We start from the raw sequence: 26,958 nt of genomic DNA, 5'->3' as shown, positions 1-26,958 counted from the left end.
TGTAAGAAACGGGGCGCAAGGCACAAGGTTTCGTTACCGCTTTTCAATCGGTTGATGTTAACAATTGGATTACCATAGAGGCTTAAAAATGGCGGATTTGTCCGGATTACTAGAACCCGTTTCGGCGGAGCAGCCTTGTGGTGATAACCTTGAGTATGACAATGCCAGGGTGGCATTGGACACCAATATCTTAGGGACCCCGGAAAATCAGTTTTCTGGCGAGAAGGCGTTGCCGCCTAACTGGCGCGAGGTCTACAAGGAGGCTTTGGCGTTATTGCAGCGTTCCAAGGATTTGCAAGTCATTTTGTACTTGATCCGGACACTGATCAATGTTGAAGGTTGGAGAGGTTTTCGCGATGGACTGAGCTTTCTGGAAGAGTCCTTGACCCGTTATTGGGATTCCATACACCCTCAACTCGATCCCGACGACGGCATGGATCCGACGTCGCGAATCAATATTTTGGAAGAGCTTGCCAGCTTCGACCTGATAATCAGGCCTCTAAGTTTGGCGGTGCTGGTCGAGTCGAAAGCCATCGGCAGGTTTTGTTTGCGTGACATTCAGTACGCAACCGACCGGCTGGAAGTGCCCAAGGGCATGACAAAGCCAGACAACGGCGCTATCAACGCGGCTTTTCTGGATATGGATGACGCGGCGTTAGCTGATAATTATCAGGCATTGGTCGACAGTATCAAGATCGTCGAGCGGATCGATGCTTTCGTCAACGAAAAAGTCGGAGCCAGCCAAGGCGCGGTATTGACGCCGTTGAAAGCTTTACTGAAGGAAGTCAGGGATGATTTCGATCATTACGCGGGGTCGCGGTTGTCCAACGACGCCGAGACTGAGGCAAGCGACGATGGCAGCAGCGCTGAGGCGGGTGATGAGGTAAAGCCCGTTAAATCCAAAGCGGTGAGCGGCGCCATTGAGTCGCGCCAAGATGTGGTGAGAACGTTGGATGCGCTTTGTAAATATTATGCGGACTACGAGCCGTCTAGCCCCGTGCCCATTTTGTTGCGTCGGGCCAAGCATCTGGCAACTGCAGATTTCTTGGAAATCGTCCAAAACTTAATGCCGGATGCGCTTTCCCAAATAAGTGCGATAAAGGGTCCCGACCCAAGTTAGAAACTGATTTTTGGTAGTCCTTCTTAATGTCAAGCGGAGAATACAATGGCTGAAAGTAGTCAGAAGTTTATACAACGAAACCGGGCACCCCGGGTACAGATTGAATACGATGTTGAACTCTACGGTTCCGAAAAAAAGGTGCAGTTGCCGTTCGTGATGGGCGTCATGTCAGATTTGTCGGGTAAGCCAGCCGAACCTTTAGCACCAGTGGCGGATCGCAAATTGTTGGAAATCGATGTCGATAATTTCAATGATCGATTGAAATCGATGAAACCACGGGTCGCATTCCAAGTTCCCAATACCTTGACCGGCGAAGGTAATTTGAATGTCGATATCACCTTTGAAAGTATGGATGACTTTTCTCCCGCAGCGGTTGCCAAAAAAGTGGCGGGCTTGGATAAAGTCTTGGAAGCCAGAACCCAGTTGTCCAACTTGATTACCTATATGGACGGTAAAACCGGCGCGGAGGAATTAATCGCGAAGTTAGTTAACGACCCCGCGTTGCTACAAACCTTGGCGGCGTCAGCGAAACCGGCGGAAGCAGGCGGTGATGCCGCTGAAGGAAAAGGGGAGTAAGCCATGGCCGAATTAGAAACCCAAGGCGGACAAGGCGCAACCCAAACCCTGGAGTTGGACGATTTTTCCGCATTATTGTCCAAGGAGTTCAAACCAGGCACCGAGGCAGCCAATCAGGTCAATACCGCAGTAACAACGCTGGCGCAATATGCGTTGCAGGATGTTTCCAAAGTATCCGACGATGCCATAAAAACGATCCAGTCGATTATCGCCAGCCTGGATCAGAAAATCACCGAACAATTGAATCTCGTCATACACCATCCCGATTTTCAAAAACTGGAAGGTGCCTGGCGCGGCTTGCATTACTTGGTCAACAACACCGAAACCGACGAAATGTTGAAAATTCGGGTGTTGAATATCACCAAAAACGAGTTGGGTAAAACCCTGAAAAAATTCAAAGGTACCGCCTGGGACCAAAGCCCGCTGTTCAAAAAACTGTACGAAGAAGAATACGGCACCTTTGGCGGCGAACCCTTCGGTTGCTTGGTGGGCGACTACCATTTCGATCACAGTCCGCAAGATGTGGAATTGTTGGGCGAGATGGCAAAAATCAGTGCCTCCGCGCATACCCCGTTCATTTCCGGCGTGGCGCCATCGGTGCTGCAAATGGAAAGTTGGTCCGAATTGGCCAATCCGCGTGATTTGACCAAAATTTTTCAAACGCCGGAATACGCGGCTTGGCGCTCGTTGCGCGAGTCCGAAGATTCCCGTTACCTCGGTTTGGCTATGCCGCGCTTCCTGAGCCGTTTACCTTATGGCTCGAAAACCGATCCGGTCGAAGAGTTTGATTTCGAGGAAGACACCTCGGGCGCTGATAGCAGTAAATATACGTGGTCTAACGCTGCTTACGCGATGGCAGTCAACATCAATCGCTCGTTCAAATATTACGGTTGGTGTTCGCAGATTCGCGGTATTGAATCCGGTGGCGCAGTGGAAGGATTACCGGTGCATTCGTTTCCGACCGACGAAGGCGGCGTCGACATGAAGTGCCCGACCGAGATCGCCATTACCGACCGCCGTGAAGCGGAATTGGCCAAAAGCGGTTTCATGCCCTTGTTGCACAAAAAAAATACCGATTTCGCCGCATTCATCGGCGCGCAATCGCTGCAAAAACCTGCGGAATACACCGATCCGGATGCCACCGCCAACGCCAACTTGGCTGCGCGCCTGCCGTATTTGTTTGCTACCTGCCGGTTTGCGCACTATCTGAAATGCATCGTTCGAGACAAAATCGGATCGTTCAAGGAGCGCCAAGACATGCAGGCGTGGTTGAACACCTGGATCAGCCAATACGTGTTGACCAATCCAGCAGTGGCCACCGAAAAAGACAAAGCGCGTCGGCCATTGGCCGGTGCGGAAGTGGTGGTCGAGGAAGTCGAGGGTAATCCTGGATATTATCAATCTAAGTTTTTCCTTAGACCGCACTATCAGTTGGAAGGGTTGACGGTTTCCTTGCGACTGACATCTAAATTACCGTCGCAAAAAGGTTAAGTCCTATTCGTTGAATAAGGCTAGGAAGTACGCTATTTGCCGGGGCAGCAATACGAAATTCCCGGCAGTGGCGGTTAGTCGTTTTATATCCCGGCTTGCCGGAGCTGTAAATCTGTGGGTGGATGCCCGTTTGTATTTTTATCACTAACTTCGAAAGGAGAGCACTATGATCTTATTAAAATTCGCGACCGAAATTAAAGGCGATAGCACCGTAGCCAGCCATACGGACTGGATTACCGTAGACAGTTTGCAAATGGGCGTAGGTCGTGCCATTTCGACCAGCGGCGTCGGCAAAGACCGCGATACCAGCAATCCTTCGTTTTCCGAAGTCACCCTGACTAAAAGCATGGACATCGCGTCCGTCGACCTGTGGATGCAGTCCATCTGCGGCAAAAGCTTGGGTACAGCAACATTCCATTTCATCCAAACCGGCGGCGCGGATGCCAAGGGTCAAGTGTATCTGGAAATCGAACTGGCCGACGCTATCATCAGCGGCTACAGCCAATCCAGCGGCGGTGACCGCCCTCACGAGAGCATATCCATCAACTTCAACGAAGTTAAAATGAAGTACAACACTTTCGGCGAAGGCGAAGCACCAGCCGCCGGCGCATTCAAAGGTTGGAACTTGATGAAAAACGAAACCGTGTAATCGCCGACCCCGGTGGAACCAACACCACTGGGGTTATTTTTGCACTCATCGGAGAATCGTATGCAGGACGTTTCACGTCTTATCGCCGAAGGCGAGCTGGATGCGGCATTGCAGCAAACCCAGCAGTACATCAGGCAAAATCCGGCCGATCCTAAATCGCGGATCCTGCTGTTTCAGCTGTATTGCGTGCAGGGCCTGTGGGATAAGGCGCTAAATCAACTTAATGTGTTGCGCGACTTGGATGCCTCCACCTTGTTGATGGTTAGTACCTACGAACAAGTTTTACTCTGTGAAGCCTTACGTAAGGACGTGTTTGCCGCACGCAAAACGCCGCTGATTTTTGGCGAGCCGCCAGCATGGCTGGCTTTACTGTTAGAAGCGCTAATACGGGAAAACAGCGGCGATTTTCAGCAGGCCGTGGCATTACGAACTGAGGCCTTACAGCAGGCGCCGGCTACCGCTGGAGCGTTGGACGGTACACCGTTTGAATGGTTAGCAGACGCTGATAGCCGTTTGGGACCGGTGTTGGAGGCTGTCGTCAATGGTCGCTACTACTGGGTGCCGTTTATGCAGATCAGCAAGATACAGCTGGAAAAACCCACCGATTTACGCGATTTGGTATGGATACCGGCGCAATTTACCTGGATCAATGGTGGCGAAGCCAGCGGCTTGATACCTTGCCGTTATCCGGGTTCGGAAGCCGACTCGGACGCTCGCATCCGCCTGTCCCGTTTAACCGAATGGAATGAAGTCGCAGACGGTTTAATGCATGGCAAGGGACAGCGCCTATTGGCTACCGACGTCGACGATTACGCGCTGTTAGATGTCCGTACTATTGAATTCAATGCGCCGGCAGGGCTGGAATAATGGCCGATTTACTGCACGCGGAACGTCTCCAACCGTCCTTGCTGGATCGGTTGACCGACGAAGCTCCCGACAAACGCGCGGAAACCCGCGAGCAACGTGTCATGTCTCTGCGCCAGTTGCGGCAAAGCGTATTGCGCGATTTAAGCTGGCTTCTGAATACCGCAGCGTTCGAGAGCATGGTCAATTTGACCGACTATCCGTTTGTGGCTCGTTCCGTATTGAATTACGGGACACCGGTCTTGTCCGGCGTATCGCTGACCGGGATTGACGTTAAAAAGATCGAACGTAAAGTCCGGCAGGCAATTAACGATTTCGAGCCGAGAATCTTGGCGGACTCGCTGTCGGTAGAATTGGCAAAAGCCGATGATCAAATGAATCACAAGGCGTTGTCGTTTCGTATCGAAGGCGATTTGTGGGCGCAGCCGCTGCCGATACATTTATACATTCGCAGCGACCTGGATCTGGAAACCGGCGAAATCAGCGTCAAGGAACTGGACGGTTAACCATGGATCCCCGGCTGCTTAAATACTATAACCGCGAGTTGCAATACGTCCGTGAAGTAGGCGCGGAGTTTGCCGCAGAGTTTCCGAAAATAGCCAATCGCTTGGGCTTGGATACTTTCGAATGTTCCGACCCGTATGTAGAGCGCTTATTCGAAGGCTTCGCTTTTATGGCGGCTCGGGTGCAACTGAAAGTCGACTCCGAGTTTCCCAACTTTACCCAGCAATTATTGCAGATTATCTATCCGCACTATTTGTCGGCTACGCCATCAATGACGGTGGTGGAGATGAAACCCGATTTTGCCGAAGCGGCTCTGGCAGACGGGATCACGATAGCCAAGGATACGGTGTTGCGCAGCCAGATCGCCAGAGGCGAACAAACGGCCTGCGAGTACCGTACTGCGCAAGACTTGCAACTGTTACCGTTGCAGATAGGCCAAATTGAATATCTACCGAGTCTGGCTGCCGTGTCCAGTCGCGGCTTGACGGCCAAACATTTTCGCGGACCGGTCAAAGCGGCCTTACGTATCGTCTTGAATAGTGTGGGCGGTTTAAAGTTCAACGAAATTGCCCTGGACCGGCTGCCGTTGTTTCTGCGCGGTGTCGGCAATATCCCGTATCGCTTGTACGAACAACTGTTGGCAAATGTAAGCGGCATTGTCGGCAGTTTCCATAACGGGGTCTCGACGGAAATTCGCACGCTGTCTGCTGGGGGGGTACGCGGTCTGGGGTTCGAACCGGACGAGGCTTTACTCAGACAGACGCCGCGCTCGTTCGACGGTTATCGAATATTGCAGGAATATTTCGCCTTCCCGGACCGTTACCTGTTTGTCGAACTCGGTGGACTGGGAGAGCTAGCAAGTAACTGTGACAGTGAACAGATTGAGTTGTTCGTGCTGTTCGACCGCAGCGAACCGCAACTGATTAATGTGTTGGATCAGAACAATTTGGCCTTGTTCTGCGTGCCGGCTATCAATTTGTTCCCTAAACGTGCCGACCGGATCCATATCGACCAGCGGCAGTCTGAATATCACATCGTGGTGGATCGCAGTAGGCCAATGGATTATGAAGTGCATAGCGTCAATGAAGCCACCGGTTTCGGTGCCGATCAGGAGAGCGAACAGGCCTTTCTGCCTTTTTACGGCTCTAAAGCGTCCTACCAGCACGCCGGGGAAACTGCGTTTTTCAGCTTACGGCGAGTGAATCGCGTGCTGTCGTCAAATCAACGTCGCAAGGGAGTGCGTTCCAGTTATATCGGCAGCGAAGTTTTTGTGTCCTTGGTCGATGCGGCCCAGGCGCCGTATTCCGGCAAGTTGGCGCAATTGGGGCTGGATACCTTATGTACCAATCGTGATTTGCCGCTGGTGATGCCGGTAGGCCAAGGTGATACCGATTTTACCTTGCAAGTTAGTGCGCCGGTGAAATCGGTGCGTTGTATCGCCGGCCCGACCCGGCCGCTGCCGGCTGCGTATGAGGCCGATACCGTGTGGCGCCTGATCAATCATTTGTCGCTGAACTATCTGTCGCTGCTGGATACCGATGCCAAGAGCGGTGCGGCGGCATTGCGTGAATTGTTGGGCCTGTATGCCGACCAGCGCGAACCGGCCATCAAGAAACAGGTTGAGGGCGTGCTTTCCGTGGCTTCAAAAAATGTGGTCAGACGCATCGATGCAAAGGGGCCGATGGTGTTTGGGCGCGGCTTGGAAATTACCGTCATGCTGGACGAGTCGGCGTTTGAAGGTGGCGGCTATTTTCTGCTGGCAACGGTATTGGAGCGGTTTTTCGCTCGGTATGTATCGATCAATTCTTTCGTAGAAACCGTAATACGCACTACTGATCGTGGTGAAGTGGCCCGTTGGCCTGCGAGGATGGGATGTCGGCACACGATTTAATCGGTGAATTGACGAAGGATGCGTCGCGCTTCGATTTTTTCGAGGCGGTGCGGTTAATCGAATGCCTGAATAGCGATAAGCCGCGTTTCGGTACCAGTGTAAAAGCGGCCGACGATGCGGTGCGTTTTTCCCAGGAGCCGGAACTGGAATTTCCTGCTACCGCTGTCGATTACTATTCGCCGGGCGGGACGGGGCTGGGTAAACCGAGATTGGCGGTGAATTTTATGGGTTTGTTCGGTCCCAACGGCCCGCTGCCGCTGCATTTGACCGAGTATGCCCGAGAGCGGCAGCGCCACCATCACGATCCGACCTTTGCTCGTTTTGCCGATGTTTTTCATCATCGCATGATTAGTTTGTTTTACCGGGCCTGGGCCAATGCCCGCCCGGAAGTGCATTACGACCGGCCGGATACAGACCGCTTTGGTTTTTACGTGGGAGCCATGCTGGGTATTTCCGGGGCGCCGTTTCAGAACCGGGACGCACTGACCGACCGAGGCAAATTGTTTTATGCCGGGCATTTTGCCGCGCAGACCAAACATCCAGGGGGTTTACAGGCCATTGTCTCGGATATTTTTAAAGTGCCGGTCCGCGTCGCCGAATTTGTTGGCGAATGGATGGACATTCAACCCCGTGAGCAAACTCGTTTGGGCTGGAGCAAAGACACCTGTTCTCTGGGGAGCTCTGTTGTGATCGGCGCTAGCGTTTGGGGTTGCCAACATAAGTTTCGTGTCGTTATCGGGCCGTTGCGCCGTAGCCTATATTTGGCCTTGCTGCCGGGCGGGGCGTTATTGCCCAAGTTGGTGGCCATCGTCCGCAATTATGTCGGCGACGAAATGGTCTGGGACGCACAATTGATTTTGGAAAAAGCCGAAGTACCGGAAGAGCTGGCCTTAGGAAAACCCGAAACGACCGGCGCGAATAGTATGAACGGCGATGCGCAATTGGGTTGGAGTACTTGGTTGGGACCGCGCCGCGGTGCAGGCGATGCCGATGATTTAACGCTTAATCCGTTTATACAGGCTGATGCTGCCTGCTGAACCACACTTAAACTTTAGCGAGGAATAAACACCATGGCGGAAATTAGCCGAGTCAAGTTGTTTGGGAAATTGAACAAGGTTTGTTACAAAGCCGTCGAGGGTGCGACGGTGTTTTGCAAACTAAGAGGCAACCCCTATGTCGAGTTGGTGCATTGGTTAAGCCAACTGCTACAACTGCAAGACTCCGATTTGCACCGCTTGGTGAAGCATTACGGTTTGGATGCCTCGGTGATTGCCAAGGACGTGACTAACGCGCTGGACCGCTTGCCGCGCGGTTCTACGGCTATTTCCGATTTTTCGCCGCATATCGAGGATAGTGTCGAACGCGGCTGGGTCTTCGGCACATTGTTGTTCGGTGAGTCTCAGGTGCGCAGCGGCCATTTATTGGTCGGTATGTTGAAAACCAAATCCTTGCGCAACGAGTTGCTGGGAATTTCCAAAGAGTTCGAAAAACTCAAACCGGATACGGTTTCCGACGAGTTGCCGAAGATTGTGTCCGGTTCACCGGAAGACGGATTGGTTGCCAATGATGGTTCGCTGGTTGGCGCTACGCCCGGCGAAGCCAGCGGTGCGATTGCACCGGCAGCGATGGGCAAGCAGGAGGCGCTGAAACAATTTACCGTTGACCTGACCGAGCAGGCGCGTAACGGCAAAATAGATCCTATCGTGGGCCGTGAGGAAGAGATTCGGCAGGTCATCGATATTCTGATGCGCCGCCGGCAGAACAATCCGATTCTGACCGGCGAGGCCGGTGTCGGCAAAACGGCGGTAGTTGAGGGTTTTGCTTTGAAAATTGTCGCCGGCGACGTGCCCCCTTCATTACGCGATGTGAGCTTGCGGACCTTGGATGTTGGCTTGTTACAGGCCGGTGCCAGTATGAAAGGCGAATTCGAAAACCGCCTGCGGCAAGTCATCGAAGAAGTGCAAGCCTCGCCAAAACCCATCATTCTGTTTATCGACGAAGCCCATACCTTGGTCGGCGCCGGTGGTGCAGCCGGCACCGGCGACGCCGCCAACTTGTTAAAACCGGCGCTGGCGCGTGGGCAATTGCGTACCGTGGCAGCCACTACCTGGGCGGAATACAAAAAACATATCGAAAAAGACCCGGCTTTGACCCGACGTTTTCAGGTCGTGCAAGTGTTGGAGCCTAGTGAAGCCAAAGCGATCAGCATGATGCGCGGCGTGGTCTCGGTGCAGGAAAAACATCACCAGGTGTTGATTCTGGATGAAGCGCTGGAAGCGGCCGTCAAATTATCCCATCGCTATATCCCGGCCCGGCAATTACCAGATAAGGCTGTCAGCTTATTAGACACCGCCTGTGCCCGGGTCGGCATCAGCCAACACGCGGTGCCCGCCGAAGTGGACGACTGCCGTAAACGCATAGAAGCCTTGGAAACTGAGTTGGCGATTATCGGCCGGGAAAAAGCCGTCGGTGTCGAAGTGGCTGCGCGGGAGCAAGTAGCTAACGAAAAATTGGCTGCCGAACAGGAGCGGCTGGCTGGTTTGGAAGAGCGTTGGAATGCCGAGAAGGAATTGGTCGGCAAGATTTTGGAATTGCGCGGCAAACTCAGATCGGCTGGACACGCTGTCGATACAGCCGAACCGGCGGAAGGCGATACTGGTAGCGAAGCCAACGATCGCGACGCCTGGCTGACCGAATTGAAAGCCTTGCAGGCTCAACTCCACGCACAACAAGGCGAGTCGCCGCTAATTTTGCCAACCGTCGATCAGCAGGCTGTAGGCGCTGTTGTGCAAGATTGGACCGGCATTCCGGTTGGCCGGATGGTCAAAAATGAAATCGAAACGGTACTGAAGCTGCCGGATTTGCTGGAGCAGCGCATCATCGGCCAACGCCACGCACTGGAGATGATAGCCAAGCGCATCCAGACCTCGCGCGCAGGCCTGGATAATCCGAACAAGCCCATCGGCGTATTCATGCTGGCCGGTACTTCCGGTGTGGGTAAGACAGAAACCGCGTTGGCGCTAGCCGAAACCTTATATGGCGGCGAGCAAAACGTCATCACCATCAACATGAGCGAATACCAGGAAGCGCATACCGTTTCCACCCTGAAAGGCGCGCCTCCGGGCTATGTCGGTTACGGCGAAGGCGGCGTGTTGACTGAAGCGGTAAGGCGCCGCCCCTACAGCGTGGTATTGCTGGACGAAGTGGAAAAAGCCCACCCCGATGTGCACGAGATATTCTTCCAGGTGTTCGACAAAGGCTGGATGGAAGACGGCGAAGGCCGGGTTATCGATTTCAAAAATACCTTGATTTTGTTGACCACCAACGCCGGCACAGACCTGATTGCCAACTTGTGCAAAGACCCGGATTTAATGCCGGAGCCGGAAGGCATTGCCAAAGCTTTGCGGGAACCGTTGTTAAAAGTATTTCCGCCAGCCTTGCTTGGACGTTTAGTCGTTATTCCTTACTACCCTCTCAACGACGAAATGATAGGCGCAATCGCCCGGTTGCAATTGGGCCGAATCAAAAAGCGCGTCGAAGAATCGCACAAAGTCCCGTTCAGTTACGACGACGAAGTCATCAAACTGATTGCCAGCCGTTGTACTGAATTGGAAAGCGGCGGGCGGATGATAGACGCGATCTTGACCAATACCGTGTTGCCGAAGATTAGCGAGGAGTTTTTGACTCGGATGATGGAGGGCACGCCGATTGAGCGGGTCCATGTCAAGGTCGAGGATGGCGAGTTTGGGTATGGGTTTGAATAAAGGCAGATTGTCGTCATCTATCTTGCTCTAATCTAATTCGGAATACGTCTATGAGAATCATCTATACCAGCGAGCTAGTAGCGCAATCGGGTGTTTACATCGATCAACTGCCTACCATAAATAGCTTCCCTGTTTTGGACCTATCACCCACCGCGTGGCCACGGCATGAAAAAAAAATGATGGAGTTGAAGAAAAGTGGGGAGGGCGATGACGTGTGGAAGGGCTCTCCGGATACCTCAGGCCGAGCACTTTGGACGTACTTGGCGACTGGCGGTTGCGTACCTGTAGCGGCGGCGGAAGTCGATCCGGGGCCTCCTCGTAATGTCCGCTGGATTTCGTTAACCCATTGTACTGGCAGTAATCGACCGGATACCCTGACTCAGGGAGCGACAAACTGGGCTAACGTCTATGTGATATTTGTAGTCAACAGCGGAACCCATTTTGGCGACGACATGGAGCGACACGTGGGTAGATATATCGACGCTTTGCCGGGGAAAGCCCAAATTCCGCCTAATAATATCTTTGTGGTATACGGCCCACATGCCAGTCTAGCAATTTCGCCAACCGGGCTGGTTGGGGTCTTACCCAACGATCAGCCTCCAACCGCATTGGCGCAACAAAACGGTAGTAGTTGCTGCAAATGTTACATCGCAACCGCAACCTGCTTGGCATTGGGATTACCGGACGATTGCGAAGAGTTGAAGACGTTGCGATGGTTTCGCGACAACGTTTTGCTCAAGACTGTCGATGGTACGCAGGATGTGGAAGCATATTATCGCGATGCGCCAAGTATCGTTGCCGAGATTAATCGGCGCACGAATTCATCGGACATTTACCTGGGAATTTTTCGCCAAGTGGTCCAGCCTGCCGTGGAAGCCATACGACACCAGGATTACGAGGGTGCAAACGCCATTTTCAAACGTATGCTAGGCGAGCAGTGTCGTCGGCGTGGGTCTCACTTTGGATCAACGGAAAGTATGGTGGATACGCTTGCTGCGCGAGATCATATTTAATAACGAATTTATATATGAATTCAACATTTGGAGTAAACGGCATACCCGGTGCGGGCCGGGGTTTGTAAACCCGCCAAGACTGTTTTAGGTTGGTTTAAAAATAATAGTGGTATACCCGCGTTACAAGGTGATTTGATTTGTTTTTTAGCAAAGGATAAATATTATGATTAAAGATAGAGATTACAATTTGGCAAAAGCTAAATTAGTGGCAAATGGGAGCGTGACTGCCGCTAAATCGCACAATAAACACACGCAAGGAAAGGGTAGTCCCGAAGGTCATGGAAGATCTCTCCTCCGTGAAGCGCAGGGTGAATGGGGCGCGAATATTACACTAGCCCAAACTCAAGCTCTTGCCGATGCTGCTGAACAGATGGGTATTGATTGGCCATGATTAATATAATTCGTTTGCCGACAATCTAGTAAATTTTACTCGAACTTTCGGCGGTGTTCATGTGCAAAAAGACGATTGATCAACTGATATCTTTAGTTCGTTCATTGATTCTGATTGGTTGTATTTTAATGAATAACGTAGGGTTAAATTTAACAATTGATAGCGAGACGAGATTAAATGGCTACCTGCCTTGACTACGCAAAAATCGCAATTGCCTCTTATTATAAAAGCGCTAACCAATATTACGCAGAGCCTCCAGGTCATATGGTGGACGATTGGCAGGTGCAGAAATGGGAGTCCGGCACTTGGTACGGAGACGGCTTTCAAGGCGGCATCTGGTGTAGCAGTACGGATGTCGTGGTGGGTTGTTGCGGTACCAATCCGGGGCAGAAGGGAAAACTATTCTCGGATATAGGGGCGGATCTGAGAATCGGTTTGCGTATTCTGCCCAACCAATGTTCGTCGGCGCGGCAGATGCTGAAGGCCGCCAAACAACTCGCCAACGGTCGGCGGCTCTCGTTGACCGGGCATTCGTTGGGCGGCGGTTTGGCGCAAGTGGTCGGCGTCTGGGAAGGCGTACCGTTCGTGACGTTCAATGCGCCGGCGATGGCGCACGCGATCAAGGCCGCGCATGTGAATATTCTGAAACCGCAAATGATGATTCGGACTTGGCAATCGAAAAGCGCTTCTGATTGCCCCGGCGTCAATTTTCGAATCGCCGGCGATCCGGTTAGCGTGGAAGGCTTGGCTGGCGACCATGTCGGCATGGTGGTCGATTTGCCCAATGCCACCGGCGGCGGTGCTCACGGCAAAACCAATTGTTGGCAGGCGGTCTTGCAGACCGATTGGGCGAATATCGATCCTTTCGAAGGGCTGTAGGTCCGAATAGTGAAACGTATTCGGACTAATTTAAAGTCTACATTCTTCCGAATACACTAATGCTATTAGGAGTTGGGTGGGTAGCCAAGTTAGCAATACCGAAGGTTAGATTTATTGAATTTTGAGTGGGTGCGTCGTATCGTTGAAAACCTGGCGATAAACGCCAATTAGTTCCCTATGCATATTCCCTGTGAATAAAGATGACTCAATTAAATTCAGTCAATGATTTGCGGGAATATATTAAAGGGCTGGGGGAGTTTCGGGCTCGGCCTATTGTTGCCGGGCAGCATCCGACTTTGTATTTGGGTCAAAGTCAAGGAGCTATGATTAAAGGTATGCGGGAAAAGGATTATTTGTTTTCGCCTTGTAAAAACTGGGTGGAGCCGCATGAACAAATGGGGCTTTTATTTTCGGCTGAATGGAATCATTTAACAGGTTGTTGAAAAAAGAAAATCGGTGGAAAAAATTCCTCAAAATTCTCCAATTTGCTGTTAAAAGTCATTTGGTCGCAACGAACAATCAATGACTTACAAATTTCAATTTTGCCAGAAATGCGTTTTTAGGGACAAAAGTGGAGAGGATTTTTAAATTTCAACAGCCTGTTAAAAGATCAGATCAAATTAAAGCGTAAATGGAATAAAGATAAGTCGATTGATATTAACTGGTTATTGGCGAGCTTTGAATTGCCGGCTGGGTTAAAATTTGTGCAAGATACTCGAGATAGTCAGCACTATTTGCTAACAGTTACCGAGCGCATGACCATTGATGCCTTAGTGGCAAAATTATTGATGATTGCCGATAGAATGGCAGTATATCCGCATGTGGAAAGGTTCTTGAAATGATTGCCTACAAGTATCCTGAGGAAAAAGAAATACTCATGCACTATGCTCATAAACTACAAGCAAATGGCATCATCGAGATTATTGACAAAGGATATGTAAAAAACGCCAACGAGGCCAAACTGCTGACGGCTTTTTTCTGGCAGATGGTCGACGAGTCGGTTAAAGATGCTGAGCAAGGTGTGGATGCCGCGGGTCATCGCGATCTTCAAGCCTATGATGAGTACATCATGAACACACTAAGATCTTATCTGCTTAACGCCGGATATGAAAAAGAATGGAGTGACGAAGATGAGTCTGCGCAGTGAGATAGACGGCATAATAAGCTGAACGGTTTTTCGATTTATATTTGAAAGGTGAACGGAAAGTGGGGAATACATGGCTGGCGCAGTGTCATTAACTAAAGTATCGATACCTAAAGCCTCGGCGATTTGCCAGGATATTCAACTGGATCAGCAGGCAACTGCAGGCCTACTTGCCGACCCTGCGCCGGTTGATTTTTTGAATAAATTGCTCGAACAGCAACTTTATCCCGATGCCGTGCGTTTTATGGCCAGAGCGTTACCCAAGCGCGAAGCGACCTGGTGGGCCTGCCTTTCTGCGCGCAGTGTGGTGAGCCCGCAAACACCCCCCGAAGTCGTTAAAGCGCTCGATGCCGCGGAGTTGTGGGTATTTAAGCCAACCGAGCCTAATCGCCGGGCCGCCAATGCTGCCGCTCACAGCGCATCCTTCGAAAACCCTGCCGCATGGGCAGCCATGGCCGCGTTTTGGAGTGATGGCAGTATGGCGCCGGAAGACGCACCATCGGTTCCGCCGGCGGATAATCTGACGGCCAAGGCGGTGGCCGGTGCGGTAATGTTGGCGGCGGTATTGACTCAGCCGGAAAAGGCCTATGAGAAATACCAATTTTTTATCGATCAGGCTATTGATATTGCCAACGGCGGTAACGGCCGACTTTGGCAGGCGGCTTAAGGAGATTACGATGGGACAGCCGGCTGCACGTATAACTGACATGCATGTTTGTCCAATGTTTACGGGACCGGTCCCGCATGTCGGTGGCCCGATTTTGCCTCCTGGTGCGCCGACGGTAATGATAGGCAAAATGCCGGCCGCACGCGCTACCGACATGGCGACATGCGTCGGGCCGCCAGATACCATCGCAAAAGGGTCGACAACCGTGATGATAGCCAACATGCCGGCCGCCAGGATGGGTGATATGTGCGCCCATGGCGGCACCATTATCCTCGGTTACCCTACGGTACTGATCGGTGGCTGACGCCGGCTTTATCTCAAAATTATCGTTTTAGCGTTAGGATTTCACCATGCCACTTTCTCAAGAATCTCGCACCGCTTCGGTGGTGACAGCCGCCGGTGCGGATACCTTTGTGCTGTATCGGATGACTGGTAAAGAACAATTGAGCAGTTTGTTCGAGTACGAGTTGGAATTGCTGAGCGAGAACGGCGATATTGATCTGCAAACGGTGTTGGGCACCAGCATTACCGTCAAATTGCAACTGGATAACGGTGCGCTACGCCCGTTCAACGGCATTGTCACGCAGATTAACCAATTCGGTATGCTCGGCGACCTGTATTTCTACCGAGCTATTGTGCATCCGAAAGTGTGGTTACTGACGCAAGCCAGTAACTGTCGCGTTTTATCCCCGGCGCCGGCGACCAAAAATGTACCGGACATGGTCAAGGCTGTCCTCGCCGAGCATGGTTATACCGACGTAACGACAAAGTTTTCCACCACCTACCAGCCCCGCGATTTTTGCGTGCAGTACCGGGAGACCGACTTCAATTTTATTAGTCGGCTGCTCGAAGAAGAAGGTATCTACTATTACTTCACGCATACCGACAGCATTCATTCGCTGGTGTTGTGCGACGACATTACCAAGTTGGCGGCAGCGACACCGGCCACGGTCAAATACTACCCTGCCGCAAACCAGGGCGGGCGCGACGAGGAGCATTTTTATGAATGGCGGCTTGGACGGCAAATTCGTTCCGGCAGTTACCGCTTAAAGGATTTCGATTTCGAGGCGACAACCGCGCCTTTGGACAAAGTCAAAGATTTGCCTGGCGAACATGCTCAAGCCAGCAAAACCGTCTACGACTATCCGGGGGAGTTCAAAGTAGACAGCGAGGGTGAGCGATACTCGCGCCTGCGCATGGAAGAGCTACGCGCGGAGCACGAGCAAACCGTTGCGCTCGGCAATTTGCGCACGCTGGCGGTAGGGCAAAAATTCACCTTGTCGGAATTTCCGCGCGCCGATCAAAACCGTGAATATCTGACGGTATCCACTCAATTCCAGATCCAAAACAACGACTACGGTATCGCCGAAGCGGGCGGCATGGACGAGTTTCAATGTACCTATTCCGTTATCAGTACCGAATACGCCTACCGTCCGCCGCGGCGTACCCGAGTGCCGGTAGTGCAGGGTGTGCAAACCGCCATAGTCGTTGGCGGCAGCGGCGACGAAATCCTGACCGATCAATATGGCCGGGTTAAGGTGCAGTTTCACTGGGATCGGCTCGGCACAAAAAATGAAAATAGCTCATTTTGGGTGCGGGTTGCGCAGATTTGGGCCGGCAATAACTGGGGATCGATGTTTATTCCGCGCGTCGGCCAGGAAGTGATTGTCGATTTTCTGGAAGGCAATCCGGATAACCCCATCATCACCGGGCGGGTCTATAACGCCCAACAAATGCCGCCTTATAGCTTGGATGCCAACAAAACCCAAAGCGGGATCAAAACCCGCAGCACGCCTAATGGGGCGGCTGAAAATTTCAACGAAATTCGCTTCGAAGACAAGAAAGGTAACGAAGAGCTCTACATGCACGCCGAGAAAAACTTTACGCGCATTGTTGAAAACAACGACGTGCAAAAAATCGGTTTCGAGAAAAAAGATGCCGGCGACCAAACCGTGGACATCTACAATCACCGCACCATCACGCTGGATCAAGGCAACGACAAATTGACGGTCAAGACCGGCAATCACACCGTGGAAATCGACAAAGGCAACGACAGTTTGACCGTCACCCAAGGGAACCGGACCGTCAAAGTCAACGCCGGCAGCATTTCCGAAGAAGCCGGGCAGTCCATAGAGCTTAAAGTGGGCTCCAACAGCATCAAAATCGACAATAGTGGCGTCACGATCAAAGGCATGACCGTTAAAATCCAGGCAGACACCCAGGCCGAATTGAAGGGCTTGCAGACCACGGTGAGTGGTGATGGCATGCTGACCCTTAAAGGCGGGATGGTGATGATCAACTGATGATCATTTTTCCGCCGCGCGAAACCAACCGGATAGAGTAAGGATAATGCTGGAATACTACAGGGATAAGGGACGCCGGGCCGGCGTCGAGCTGGGTCGCGACGACAATGCGTCCATCCAGACTACAGCGTGTGCCTGGATGGAGGTATAGATGGCCGGATGGAAAGATCCCAGGCCAACGGGCTCCGAGATCCGGCCGCGCAACATCGACGCCGGCACAACGATCCGCGATGCTACGCCACGGCCGACGCCCATAGGCGTATTACCCGGCCAACCGGCCAAGGCCGCGCCGCGCATAGTACCGACTCGTAGCGGTTTACCGACATTAAAGCCGGGCTCGCAAGGTGCTGAGGTTCGGCAGTTGCAAGGCTTACTTAACGCCTGTCTTAGTCCATCGCCAAACTTGGTCCTTGATGGGCGGTTTGCTCAGGCTACCGCGAATGCCGTGCGCCAGTATCAACAAAGCGTCGGTATTAACGCTGACGGTATCGTCGGTAAAGACACCTGGTTTTATCTGCTGAAGGGGGATAAAGCGAAAGTCGTAGCGCCGATGCCTCCACCGCCACCCGCAACTGCCAGTAGTAGCGCGGTCCAATCGGCTCCCGCACCTAATATGCCGATACCGGTGGAAACGGTGGGGAGCTGGACGCTGGAGCGCAAATTCTCCGAAGCCTTGCGTTTAACCGCACCCAAACTGCCCGGCAGTATGCGCCGCGAGTTTGAAGCGCTGCTCAGTCCGGAAAGCTTGGCGATCATGGCCGCAACATTGGTTATTTGGGCGGGCGCCCACGTGTTTGGCGTTGGCGAAATCGTCGATATTCTGATGCTGGTCGGCGGCATCCTGATGTTCGGGCTCGCGGTATTCGGCGTCGCCCGCGACCTGGGCGAATTTTTGGCGATCACCGCCACTGCCGGAAGCGAACAAGATCTAGACGAAGCTGCCACGCATCTGGCGGAAGCCATCGCGGTGATCGGTGTTGCGGCCTTTGTCGCGCTGTTGGCAAAAGTGCGTTCTTTACGCGGAAAAAAAGGCTTGGCCCGCGAATCGGGAGCCGCCTCGGAAGCAGTAACGCCATCGCAAGCAACCGGCAAATCGGCATCCGGTAAAGCGCCGGCTCGCGTGGGTGCGGCGGCGGAGGGGGAAGCCGCCGGCGGGGCCTCCACCTCTAAACAAACCGCATGTCCGGGTAAGGATTGCAAAACCGCCGGCGAGCCGATCAGCATGCTCACCGGCGAGGAAATGCTGGAAAAAATCGACTTTACTTGGGATGGCCCATTGCCCTTGGCTTGGCGGCGTTATTACCGTAGCAGCCAATCCGATGTCGATCATCAATTGGGCTACGGCTGGCTGACGCCGTTGGACGAGTGGCTGGAAATCGGCGAGCGCGTGACGTTTTGCAATGCCGATGGTCAGCGTATCGATTTGCCCTTGCCCAAGCCCGGAGCCCATAGCATTAATCTGCCGGAACAGGTTCGCTTGTACCGGGAAAACGGCCAGTATCGCATCGTCGATCCTACCGGTTTGGCGAAAACCTTCACCGGTCGGTCTGGCCGTTGCCCTCTACGGGCCTGGCACAACAGCCAGGGCCAAAGCCTGTATTTTCACCGCGACGCCAACGGCGACGTCGAGCGCATCTCCGCCAGCTGGAACAAGCATTTACTGTTGGACCGCCAAGGCCGGCGCATCGTCGCGATTCGTCCCGGCAAACGTGTCGGAAGCGGATTCGAAGCGGCCGGCGAGCCGCTGGTAAATTATCTTTATAGCGAAGAAGGCGATTTAATCGGTGCTCGCGACCGGCTTGAGCAAGGCGAAAGCTATGCTTATCGCAACCATGTCATCGCCCGCCGCACCCTGCCCAGCGGCTTTAACTTTTACTTCGAATGGGATCAAGACACGCCGCAAGGCAAATGCCTGCACAACTGGGGTGATAACGGTGTTTACGACTACCGCTTCGAATGGTTGCCGGACGGCGTCAGCCATGCCATCGATTCGCGCGGCGGCGTCGCGGTGTATCATCACGATCCGCAAGGTTTGTTGCTCCTGGAGCGCAGCCCGGAAGGCCGGGAAACCCGCCACAGCTACAACGCCGACAATCAACTGGCGCAAACCGTAGCACCGGATGGCGGCGTCACCCGCTTTAACTACGATAGCGAAGGCCGCCTGATCGGCGTCTCCGATGCGCTGGGTTTTAGTCAGCGCGTCAAGTACGACAAACAAGGCCGTCCGGTCGAACTGATCGATGCCCTGGATCAGCGCTGGCTGCGCCGCTACGACGCCAACGGTCGTCTGGAAGAAACCGTCGCCGCCAACGGCGCGGTCACCCAGTATCAATACAACGCCCAAGGCGTGCCGGTGCGTATCACCGATGCACTGGGCCGCACCCGCTCGCTGTTGTGGGACGAACAGTTGCGCCTGGTCGGCGAGATCGGCTTTGAGGGCATCAAGACCCGCTACCAATACGACGATGATGATCGTATCGTCGCCATCGTCGATCAAGACAAACGCACCACCCGTTACGGCTACGACGTGGCCGGCCGCGTTATCGCAGTGCAACACGCGGACGGCAACACCGTGCAACTGCGCTACAACGCCGCCGGTTTATTGACCCATTACATCGATGGCCTGGGCCACACCACCGAATACCGCTACGACGACGGCCTGTCCCAACCCACCGCCCGCATCGATCCGCTGGGCCACGAAATGCGTTATCGCTACGACAGCGAACGCAACCTGATCGGCCTGATCAACCCCAAAGGCGAAACCTACAGTCTTAACTACGACCGCGACGAAAACCTCATCGAAGAAATCGGCTTCGACGGCCGCATCCAACGCTACCGCTACAATGCCGCCGGCGTGCTGGAAGCCTACCTGCAACCCGCCGCCGACGGCGATTGGAGTGTCACCCGCTTCGAACGCGACCGTCTCGGCCGCTTGCTGAAAAAACACGCCGCCGACGGCAGCCTGAGCCAATACGGCTACGATCCGTTGGGCCGCTTGCAACTAGCCAAAAATGCCGACAGCTTGGTGCTGCTCGGCTACAACGCCCTGGGCCAGATCAACCAGGAAAACCAGAACGGCGCCATCGTCCGCCACAAATACGACCTGCTGGGCCGGCGCATCCACACCGAAACCCCGGACCGGCACCGCATCGACTACCGTTTCGGCGAGCGCTACCTGGACAGCATCGAATTCGACGGCCAAACCCTTACCAGCCACCGCTACGACGATCTGGGCCGGGAAATCGGCCGCAGCCAAGGCCCACTCAACACCGACTACGACTACGATCCGCTGGGCCGCCTGTTGCGGCAACGTGTCGCCGGCAAAGGCCAGGCGCCGCTGATCGGTCGCCAGTACAGCTACGATACGGCCGGAAAACTCCGCGAACTGGACGACCTGCGCCAGGGCCGCAGCCAATACAACTACGACCCCGCCGCCCGCCTGATCCGTAGCGAAGGCCTTAGCCCGGAAAGCTTCGTCCACGATCCGGCCGGCAACCTGCTGGGCGCCAGCGCCGAAACCGGCCGCGTCGAAGGCGACCGCTTGCTGATGATGGGCGACCGCCACTACAACTACGACGCCGCCGGCAACCTGACCGAAGAAAAGCGCGGCAAGGCCGGCCACATCGTCACCTGCTACCAGTACGATAGCGACAACCGCCTGGTCCGCGCCGAAACGCCGCAAGGAATCAGCGAATACCGCTACGACGCCCTGGGCCGGCGCATCGCCAAACACACCGCGCAAGGCGAAACCCGTTTTCAATACGATGGCCCGCGCCTGCTGGCGGAAACCGATAGCCTGCGCAGCCGCACCTACCTGTTCGAACCCGGCAGCTTCCGGCCCTTGGCGCTGCACGAACAACACAACACCCAAGCCGGTGGCAGCACCTACCACTACCACCTGGACCATCTCGGCACGCCCAGGGAGCTGACCGATACCGATGGCAGAATCGTCTGGTCCGCCCGCTACCGCGCCTACGGCAACCTGGCCCTCGCCGACGTCGAAGCCATCGACAACCCGCTGCGTTTCCAAGGCCAGTATTACGACCAAGAAACTGGTTTGCACTACAACCTGAATCGATATTACGATCCTAATGCAGGGCGGTTTATTCATCAGGATCCGATTGGCATCAAAGGGGGGATAAACATATATTGTTATCTTGTGAATCCGATAATGTCAGTGGACCCTCTCGGATTAGCGCCGCTTACCGGTGTAGATTTTTCCGGTAGCCCGGATTTGTTCCCATCGGGAACTGGGCAGCAAAGCATTGTGGAAATAACGATGCAGGGTTCGAGATCAAGAGACTTTGTCCAGGCCTATAAGGCTGCGGGAATAAGCCCTGTAGATGCCGAAGGGTATACTTGGCATCACGTTGATGATTTTAATCCGTCTACAGGGAAAACCACTATGCAGTTGGTGAAAACTGAGGCTCACGAGGCTAGTTTTCCGCATAGAGGCTCGGTGTCTCAGTTTGAGAAGCAATATGGTGTTGAGTATGACAGTAAAGAGTCAGTCGATATAGCCAACAAAAACGGCTGGTTGAAGGGCCGCAAACCTAAATGTGGTTAAATCGGAGGTGCAGAATATGGTGTCAAGAATACTTTTCTCAAAGGGGGGAGTAAATTTATCTTCAGAAGATATTGGAGATATTCAGCAACATTTGAATCTCGTTTTGCCGGAAGAATTGGTCAATCATTATTTAATACATAATGGCGGTATACCTTCAAATAGTTTTTGGATTTTGGAGGATGGCTGTTCTCTATGGGTTAAAAAATTTTTGCCTATGAAATTCCCGGTTGGAACCGAGCGGACTTTGGAAGATAGTTATTTACTGATGGTTGCAAAGAATGTAATGCCCAAAGGATTGATCCCGTTTGCCATTGATCATGGGGGAAATTACTTTTGCATCGATACATCTGGCGAAGTTTACTTTTATGCGGTTGACAGATGGGATGAAGCGTTGAGTGACGAACAAAATCATGAGAAGGCAAAAAAGAAGTTAGGCGTGTCTTTTCAATTGTTTGTAAACCAGCTTGTCGAAACTGACGAATTTGAAGATTAGGCCGCTTAGGCAAAATTAGCCGTATATTAGTCTTATCCAGGGAGACGTACTGATTCGTCGCCAAGTCCAGAATCAGAAAGCTTTGTCCTCGTTGGGCCGGCAACCTGATCGAAGAAAAATGCGGCAAGGCCGGTCACATCGTCACCCGCTACCAATACGATAGCGACAACCGCCTGATTCGCGCCGAAACGCCGAATGGCACCGCCCAATACCGCTACGACGCCCTGGGCCGGCGCATCGCCAAACACACCGCGCAAGGCGAAACCCGCTTTCAATACGACGGCCCACGCCTGTTGGCGGAAACCGATAGCCAGCGTAGCCGTACCTACTTATTCGAACCCGGCAGCTTCCGGCCCTTGGTGCTGCACGAACAAGACCACACCCAAGCCGGCGGCGCCGTCTACCACTACCACCTGGATCATCTCGGCACGCCCAGGGAGTTGACCGATACCGATGGCAGAATCGTCTGGTCCGCCCGCTACCGCGCCTACGGCAACCTGGCCCTGGCTGATGTCGAGGAAATCGACAACCCGCTACGTTTTCAAGGCCAGTATTACGATGCCGAAACCGGTTTGCACTACAACTTGAACCGGTATTACGATCCTAATGCAGGGCGGTTTATTCATCAGGATTCGATAGGGTTGAGAGGGGGTGACAATCTATATCGGTATCTCGAAAATCCGCTCAACTGGGTTGATCCGCTTGGGTTGGTCGGCGATCCTGCAACGGCGACACACATTACGTATGTCGGCGTAGACGCGGCAACCCGTAAACCTTACGTCGGTTACGCGAGTATGCAGGGGCAACACGCAGGCGAGGAAGTACTTCAGTATCGTTACGGAAACGATTTTGGCCGGTTTTCGAGTAAACCTGATGTGGTATTCGAGGCCTACGGCGATAAGGCGACTGCTAGAGGGTTGGAGCAGCACTATTTCGAAAAATTTGGTGGCTTTGACGGTACAGCTAATGCACAAAACCCTGTCGGTGTTAATAACCCTAGGCGAGGAGAATATCTAAATGCCGCAGATAAACATCTCAATCCGACCACGAGCAAAGCCGGAAGTTGTGGATAAATAACTCTTTTAAACTGAATTAAACACAATAAGATCAAGAAATGGCTAAAAGAATAGTGTGGAAGCACAATAATGTGGTCAGCCTTAAGCTTCGCGAGGACCTTTACTCGTTGGGGCAAATGTTGGGTCGAGCTACCATGCGGTTTTTCAATATTACTAGCGGCGATGGCAATTGGCATAATATTGATTTAAACGAAGTCGATCCAATATTTACGCTATTTATTGGAAATATCGTGTTACATAATTTGGCTGACAAAAAAGTTTCCGATAAAGATGTAAAGCCGAGCGTCGCACCCTGTGAACCCTACTGGATTGATGCCAAGCTTAATTTTGATGGAGGTTACCCCTTCAAGGGAGGGAAGCTTATCGATATTGGTACGGAAGGGAATATCTGCACCACTGAGGGGCGAGTGGTGCAAGAAGACCTATCACTTCCAGCCGATAAGGAAATTATAGAGACATATCAATTGACGAATATGTGGGGTGATGTACATGTTAGAGATCGCCTGCTTCATTTTTTTGATACCGGCAAGGACGACGATTTTTTAAAGAAAAAAGTATTTCCTGGGTACGGGACAGAACATCCAGTGTAGATACTGTTAGCGTAATCCTACGCGGTGACGTGTTGCCAAGTGTTGAATCAAAACGCTTCTCCCGCTTACGGCCGGCAACCTGATCGAAGAAAAGCGCGGCAAGGCCCACCAAATGCCACTCGCTACCAAATGATAGCGACAACCGCTTGATCCGCGCCGAAATGCCGAATGGCACGACGCAATATCGTTACGACGCCCCATAGCCATTGTGGAGCAATTGATCCGTAAAGTTTCCAAATACCATGATTTTAAAAAATATATTTCTTTACCCTGATTTAGTAGAGTTTGCTAACAGAGAGCAAGATTTGCTGATAGTTAAAGATCAGACCAGGCACATTTGTAATTATCTTGATCGACGATTAGCTGTGCTTAAATTTCACGTTGATGCTTTCAATAGAATTTGTGTAATTGGCAAATCCCAATCTCAAGAAATGTACATCAATTCTTCATCTGTATTGGCAGTTTATATTCCTTTCAATATGGATGAGTGTAGATCAATAAAACGAAGTGAATTGGGAGATTATTACAGTAAGTTATTGAAAGAGGGTTTGAAAAAATGTGCCGCTAAATACGAAATACCAATTGATGCGTTATTGTCCTGGCTTGAAGAAATGAAGCAAGACGGCTATCGTAACGAATGGATATTTAAGGAAAAAACATTTAAAGATCATGATATAAAGTGTCGTCTTGATTGCGCTTTAACTCTGGATGAATTCACATTGAGGCTTAATGTTTCAAAAAAAGGTATTGAGCTTTTCAGTGAATTAATTTTGACTACTCCGCCTGATGAAATTGCCTTTCAATACAAATTTAAAGATGTGCTAATTGAAAATGACAATATTGTGGTTATCACTCGTATGAACTCTGAATCCGAAAGAGTTTTATTTCGAACAATGATTCCCGCTGGCTAAATAGCCGTAGCACCTGTCACTATCATCTGGATCATCTCGGCATGCCCAGGGAGCTGATCGATACCGATGGCAGAATCCTCTGTTCCGCCCGCTACCACCCCTATGGCAATCTGGCACTGGCCGATGTCGACGCTATCGACAAACCTTTTGGCGCGAGAGAGCTAAAACCGAGCGGGAGCGAAGAAAAATGTTAAATCGCTGTGGATAATATGTTGTCGAATAAAGTAATAAATTATTTTAAAGCTAATGGCTGGTGGTATGAGGATATCGCTGAAGAATATTCGTTGGCATTAATTGAACTAGACATTGATCTTGATAGTGAGTTTGCAGAATTTTATCTTCATGTGGAGGACGGGCCAACTTTCAGTAGAAAATATGGAGAAATTTATCAAATATGCTGGTTCGTAACAAATTCAAGTTACGATATATGCTTACAAAGAACTCACAATGCTCTTGGTTTGCCGATGGAATATATACCTCTAGATAGTTTTGAAGGGGGAGGTGGTTTTTTTTATAATAGAAATACAAGGGAGGTTTTGTATTTAGAGCTCGGTAAAAAAATTGAGGATTTTTTAGTAGGTAAATTAATGCCTCAATGGAAAGATTTTAATGATTTTTTAGAGTGGTTTTTTCTTTAAGGAATCAGTAGACATTTTCTGGGGCGCATAGATATGCGAATAGTGGGGCAGCGTCAGCACGTATTGGCTGTAAGATATTTTATTCTGGTGGTAATAAAATAATAGGTAAGCACGAAATGAATGATGATTTGTGTGTACAAGCGGTTAAGCATTTAATTAATTTCATGGAAGCCATGTGTGGCTGGGATATAAAATATTACGAATTATTGACTCAAGATTTTGAAAAGCATAAGTATTTAGCGAAACAAGATTTAACTCATATTTATGACATTTTTTTAATTAAAAAAGAACGTAAGTATGGCCGGGAAGCAGCAGTTAATGCCTCAAGTCCGCCTGTGTTCGATCCCAGTACTGAATCTATTATTAAATGCAATGTCGTTGATAATAAAACCATTCTTATATATACAAAACAAGGTGCTGGGTTTAAATTTGATTGTCGCTACCGAATAAAAGTGATAAGGGGAGAGTGGCGTATAGACAAGAAAGAAATATTTTCTGCACACGAGAAAAAATGGGTTAATGAGCTTTTTTAGCTGTGCCGGCAGTTTTGTTGCATAAATCGGCATGGACCCCAGTCGGGGGAGATACTGCTAGCGCCAGCGTAATTATACATAGGGAAGTTTTTTGATTCGTCGCCAAGTTTTAAGTCAAAAAGCGTATCCTGCTTCTGGCCCGGCAACCTGATCGAAGAAAAGCGCGGTAAGGCCGGCTAAATTGTCGCACGCTACCGATACGATAGCGACACCTGTCTGATTCGCGCCGAAACGCAGCAAGGTATCAGCGAGTAGCGTTAGCCTCGTTTCTCGAAAGATAGACGCGATGAAAGATTTAACCGATAAAGCAGGGATTCCAACCAATTTTGTTCCATACGATTAGGTGGCATATGGGAAGCTTATCAATACAGTTCCATGCGTTACCGGAAGAAGTTAACGACATGGTTATGGCAATAAGGTCTATGGAAGGTTTAAATATAACGTCAATGGGGGGAACGCCTTTTCGCGTCGACGCTTGGGATGGTAGAAGTCTCGCATTTGAAAATGCAGGCGAAATCAGCTTGGGTTTTACACATTATCCAGTCGACTTAAATTGTGTAAGTCGCTACGACTTTTTAATCCAGAACCCAAATGCGTTAGTTCTCGATGTTGGACAGTTGACGAAAGACGGGCTCAAACGATCATGGTTGTCATGCAAAACTGACGACGAAGATTCGTTATCGAAATGGAAAGAATTTGCCACAATCATTAAGAAAAAAACCAAGTGTGGTGCCGTCGCAATAAATCCACAAAGCGGAGAAAAGTCGGTAATGAATAGTCATCGATATACAGATGGCGCGCTGAGATTATTCCAATCAGGTGTTGATATGTTACCTGTAGGCGGTATTGTTCGTATTCAACTTGGAAACGCTAAATAGTCTGAATAATCCTAAT

General features: G+C 51.5%; 28 protein-coding genes. 27 read left to right on the top strand and 1 reads right to left on the bottom strand.

The features are described from left to right. Window positions 1–88: 88 nt before the first annotated feature. The 20 genes from tssA to JL719_RS22195 all read left to right on the top strand — a co-directional run bounded on the left by tssA (window position 89) and on the right by JL719_RS22195 (window position 22,316). Window positions 89–1,120, top strand: coding sequence for a type VI secretion system protein TssA (gene tssA, locus JL719_RS22290; protein ID WP_033159222.1), 1,032 nt, complete (start codon window positions 89–91; stop codon window positions 1,118–1,120). 45 nt (window positions 1,121–1,165) lie between these two features. After that, window positions 1,166–1,696, top strand: coding sequence for a type VI secretion system contractile sheath small subunit (tssB, locus tag JL719_RS22285; RefSeq protein WP_033159221.1), 531 nt, complete (start codon window positions 1,166–1,168; stop codon window positions 1,694–1,696). A gap of 3 nt (window positions 1,697–1,699) precedes the next feature. Then, window positions 1,700–3,187 carry a type VI secretion system contractile sheath large subunit gene (tssC, locus tag JL719_RS22280; RefSeq protein ID WP_026603012.1) on the top strand — a complete coding sequence of 496 codons (1,488 nt, stop codon included), beginning with the start codon at window positions 1,700–1,702 and terminating at the stop codon, window positions 3,185–3,187. A gap of 166 nt (window positions 3,188–3,353) precedes the next feature. Continuing rightward, entirely contained in the window at window positions 3,354–3,836 is a 483-nt protein-coding gene (locus JL719_RS22275) for an Hcp family type VI secretion system effector (RefSeq protein WP_033159220.1), read from the top strand. A gap of 60 nt (window positions 3,837–3,896) precedes the next feature. Continuing rightward, a complete protein-coding gene (locus JL719_RS22270) occupies window positions 3,897–4,703 on the top strand; it encodes a type VI secretion system accessory protein TagJ (RefSeq protein WP_033159219.1) in 807 nt (268 codons plus the stop codon). Continuing rightward, window positions 4,703–5,206 (top strand): type VI secretion system baseplate subunit TssE, encoded by a 504-nt coding sequence (gene tssE, locus JL719_RS22265; RefSeq protein WP_033159218.1) that lies wholly within the window; start codon window positions 4,703–4,705, stop codon window positions 5,204–5,206. The genes JL719_RS22270 and tssE overlap by 1 nt, the downstream gene beginning before the upstream one ends. Window positions 5,207–5,208: 2 nt before the next feature. Continuing rightward, window positions 5,209–7,095, top strand: a complete 1,887-nt coding sequence (gene tssF, locus JL719_RS22260) for a type VI secretion system baseplate subunit TssF (RefSeq protein ID WP_033159217.1) — start codon at window positions 5,209–5,211, stop codon at window positions 7,093–7,095. Then, window positions 7,077–8,132, top strand: a complete 1,056-nt coding sequence (gene tssG, locus JL719_RS22255) for a type VI secretion system baseplate subunit TssG (RefSeq protein ID WP_033159216.1) — start codon at window positions 7,077–7,079, stop codon at window positions 8,130–8,132. The genes tssF and tssG overlap by 19 nt, the downstream gene beginning before the upstream one ends. A gap of 33 nt (window positions 8,133–8,165) precedes the next feature. Further along, window positions 8,166–10,859, top strand: a complete 2,694-nt coding sequence (gene tssH, locus JL719_RS22250; protein WP_033159215.1) for a type VI secretion system ATPase TssH — start codon at window positions 8,166–8,168, stop codon at window positions 10,857–10,859. Between the two features lie 50 nt (window positions 10,860–10,909). Beyond that, window positions 10,910–11,872 carry a CFI-box extended C-terminal domain-containing protein gene (locus JL719_RS22245; protein WP_051670489.1) on the top strand — a complete coding sequence of 321 codons (963 nt, stop codon included), beginning with the start codon at window positions 10,910–10,912 and terminating at the stop codon, window positions 11,870–11,872. Window positions 11,873–12,035: 163 nt separating this feature from the next. Then, window positions 12,036–12,263 carry a hypothetical protein gene (locus tag JL719_RS22240; RefSeq protein WP_051670487.1) on the top strand — a complete coding sequence of 76 codons (228 nt, stop codon included), beginning with the start codon at window positions 12,036–12,038 and terminating at the stop codon, window positions 12,261–12,263. Window positions 12,264–12,440: 177 nt separating this feature from the next. Further along, window positions 12,441–13,142: a Tle-like phospholipase domain-containing protein gene (locus tag JL719_RS22235; RefSeq protein ID WP_033159213.1), complete on the top strand. Its 702-nt coding sequence runs from the start codon at window positions 12,441–12,443 to the stop codon at window positions 13,140–13,142. A 200-nt stretch (window positions 13,143–13,342) separates the two neighbouring features. Beyond that, on the top strand, window positions 13,343–13,585 hold the full coding sequence (locus JL719_RS22230; RefSeq protein ID WP_033159238.1) for a hypothetical protein: 243 nt from the start codon (window positions 13,343–13,345) through the stop codon (window positions 13,583–13,585). Between the two features lie 261 nt (window positions 13,586–13,846). Continuing rightward, window positions 13,847–13,984 (top strand): hypothetical protein, encoded by a 138-nt coding sequence (locus JL719_RS22225; RefSeq protein ID WP_165385995.1) that lies wholly within the window; start codon window positions 13,847–13,849, stop codon window positions 13,982–13,984. Then, window positions 13,981–14,289, top strand: coding sequence for a hypothetical protein (locus JL719_RS22220; RefSeq protein WP_033159212.1), 309 nt, complete (start codon window positions 13,981–13,983; stop codon window positions 14,287–14,289). Before JL719_RS22225 ends, JL719_RS22220 begins: the two co-directional genes overlap by 4 nt. An 82-nt stretch (window positions 14,290–14,371) precedes the next feature. Then, window positions 14,372–14,953, top strand: a complete 582-nt coding sequence (locus JL719_RS22215) for a DUF6931 family protein (RefSeq protein ID WP_225892927.1) — start codon at window positions 14,372–14,374, stop codon at window positions 14,951–14,953. 10 nt (window positions 14,954–14,963) lie between these two features. After that, on the top strand, window positions 14,964–15,257 hold the full coding sequence (locus tag JL719_RS22210; protein WP_033159210.1) for a PAAR domain-containing contractile injection system baseplate protein: 294 nt from the start codon (window positions 14,964–14,966) through the stop codon (window positions 15,255–15,257). Between the two features lie 46 nt (window positions 15,258–15,303). Further along, window positions 15,304–17,256 (top strand): type VI secretion system Vgr family protein, encoded by a 1,953-nt coding sequence (locus JL719_RS22205; RefSeq protein WP_033159209.1) that lies wholly within the window; start codon window positions 15,304–15,306, stop codon window positions 17,254–17,256. A gap of 151 nt (window positions 17,257–17,407) precedes the next feature. After that, window positions 17,408–21,823: an RHS repeat-associated core domain-containing protein gene (locus JL719_RS22200; RefSeq protein WP_084153528.1), complete on the top strand. Its 4,416-nt coding sequence runs from the start codon at window positions 17,408–17,410 to the stop codon at window positions 21,821–21,823. A 19-nt stretch (window positions 21,824–21,842) separates the two neighbouring features. Further along, window positions 21,843–22,316 carry an SMI1/KNR4 family protein gene (locus tag JL719_RS22195; protein WP_203531401.1) on the top strand — a complete coding sequence of 158 codons (474 nt, stop codon included), beginning with the start codon at window positions 21,843–21,845 and terminating at the stop codon, window positions 22,314–22,316. Between the two features lie 32 nt (window positions 22,317–22,348). Here the strand turns inward: JL719_RS22195 and JL719_RS24215 are convergent, their stop codons facing one another. After that, complete coding sequence (locus JL719_RS24215; protein WP_033159208.1) at window positions 22,349–22,591, bottom strand: hypothetical protein; 243 nt, start codon at window positions 22,589–22,591, stop codon at window positions 22,349–22,351. Here JL719_RS24215 and JL719_RS24210 point away from each other — a divergent pair. The 7 genes from JL719_RS24210 (at window position 22,490) to JL719_RS22160 (ending at window position 26,942) form a co-directional block, all read left to right on the top strand. Further along, a complete protein-coding gene (locus tag JL719_RS24210; protein ID WP_101053088.1) occupies window positions 22,490–23,389 on the top strand; it encodes an RHS repeat-associated core domain-containing protein in 900 nt (299 codons plus the stop codon). The genes JL719_RS24215 and JL719_RS24210 overlap by 102 nt on opposite strands. Before the next feature lie 41 nt (window positions 23,390–23,430). After that, on the top strand, window positions 23,431–23,982 hold the full coding sequence (locus JL719_RS22185) for a DUF8309 domain-containing protein (RefSeq protein ID WP_033159207.1): 552 nt from the start codon (window positions 23,431–23,433) through the stop codon (window positions 23,980–23,982). Between the two features lie 242 nt (window positions 23,983–24,224). Next, the gene (locus JL719_RS22180; RefSeq protein ID WP_033159206.1) at window positions 24,225–24,893 is read left to right on the top strand and encodes a hypothetical protein; all 669 of its coding nucleotides are present in this window, start codon (window positions 24,225–24,227) and stop codon (window positions 24,891–24,893) included. Then, entirely contained in the window at window positions 24,851–25,087 is a 237-nt protein-coding gene (locus JL719_RS22175) for an RHS domain-containing protein (RefSeq protein WP_308441646.1), read from the top strand. The genes JL719_RS22180 and JL719_RS22175 overlap by 43 nt, the downstream gene beginning before the upstream one ends. Before the next feature lie 15 nt (window positions 25,088–25,102). Then, complete coding sequence (locus tag JL719_RS22170) at window positions 25,103–25,531, top strand: hypothetical protein (protein ID WP_033159205.1); 429 nt, start codon at window positions 25,103–25,105, stop codon at window positions 25,529–25,531. 116 nt (window positions 25,532–25,647) lie between these two features. Next, window positions 25,648–26,064 carry an NTF2 fold immunity protein gene (locus JL719_RS22165; protein WP_033159204.1) on the top strand — a complete coding sequence of 139 codons (417 nt, stop codon included), beginning with the start codon at window positions 25,648–25,650 and terminating at the stop codon, window positions 26,062–26,064. Window positions 26,065–26,414: 350 nt separating this feature from the next. Continuing rightward, window positions 26,415–26,942 (top strand): hypothetical protein, encoded by a 528-nt coding sequence (locus tag JL719_RS22160; RefSeq protein ID WP_033159203.1) that lies wholly within the window; start codon window positions 26,415–26,417, stop codon window positions 26,940–26,942. The last annotated feature ends 16 nt before the right edge of the window (window positions 26,943–26,958 follow it).

The sequence above is a fragment of the Methylomonas sp. LW13 genome, assembly GCF_016865255.1.
Taxonomy (GTDB): domain Bacteria; phylum Pseudomonadota; class Gammaproteobacteria; order Methylococcales; family Methylomonadaceae; genus Methylomonas.
The sequence above is the reverse complement of the archived record's forward strand: the minus strand, read 5'-3'. Positions and strand labels throughout refer to the sequence as shown.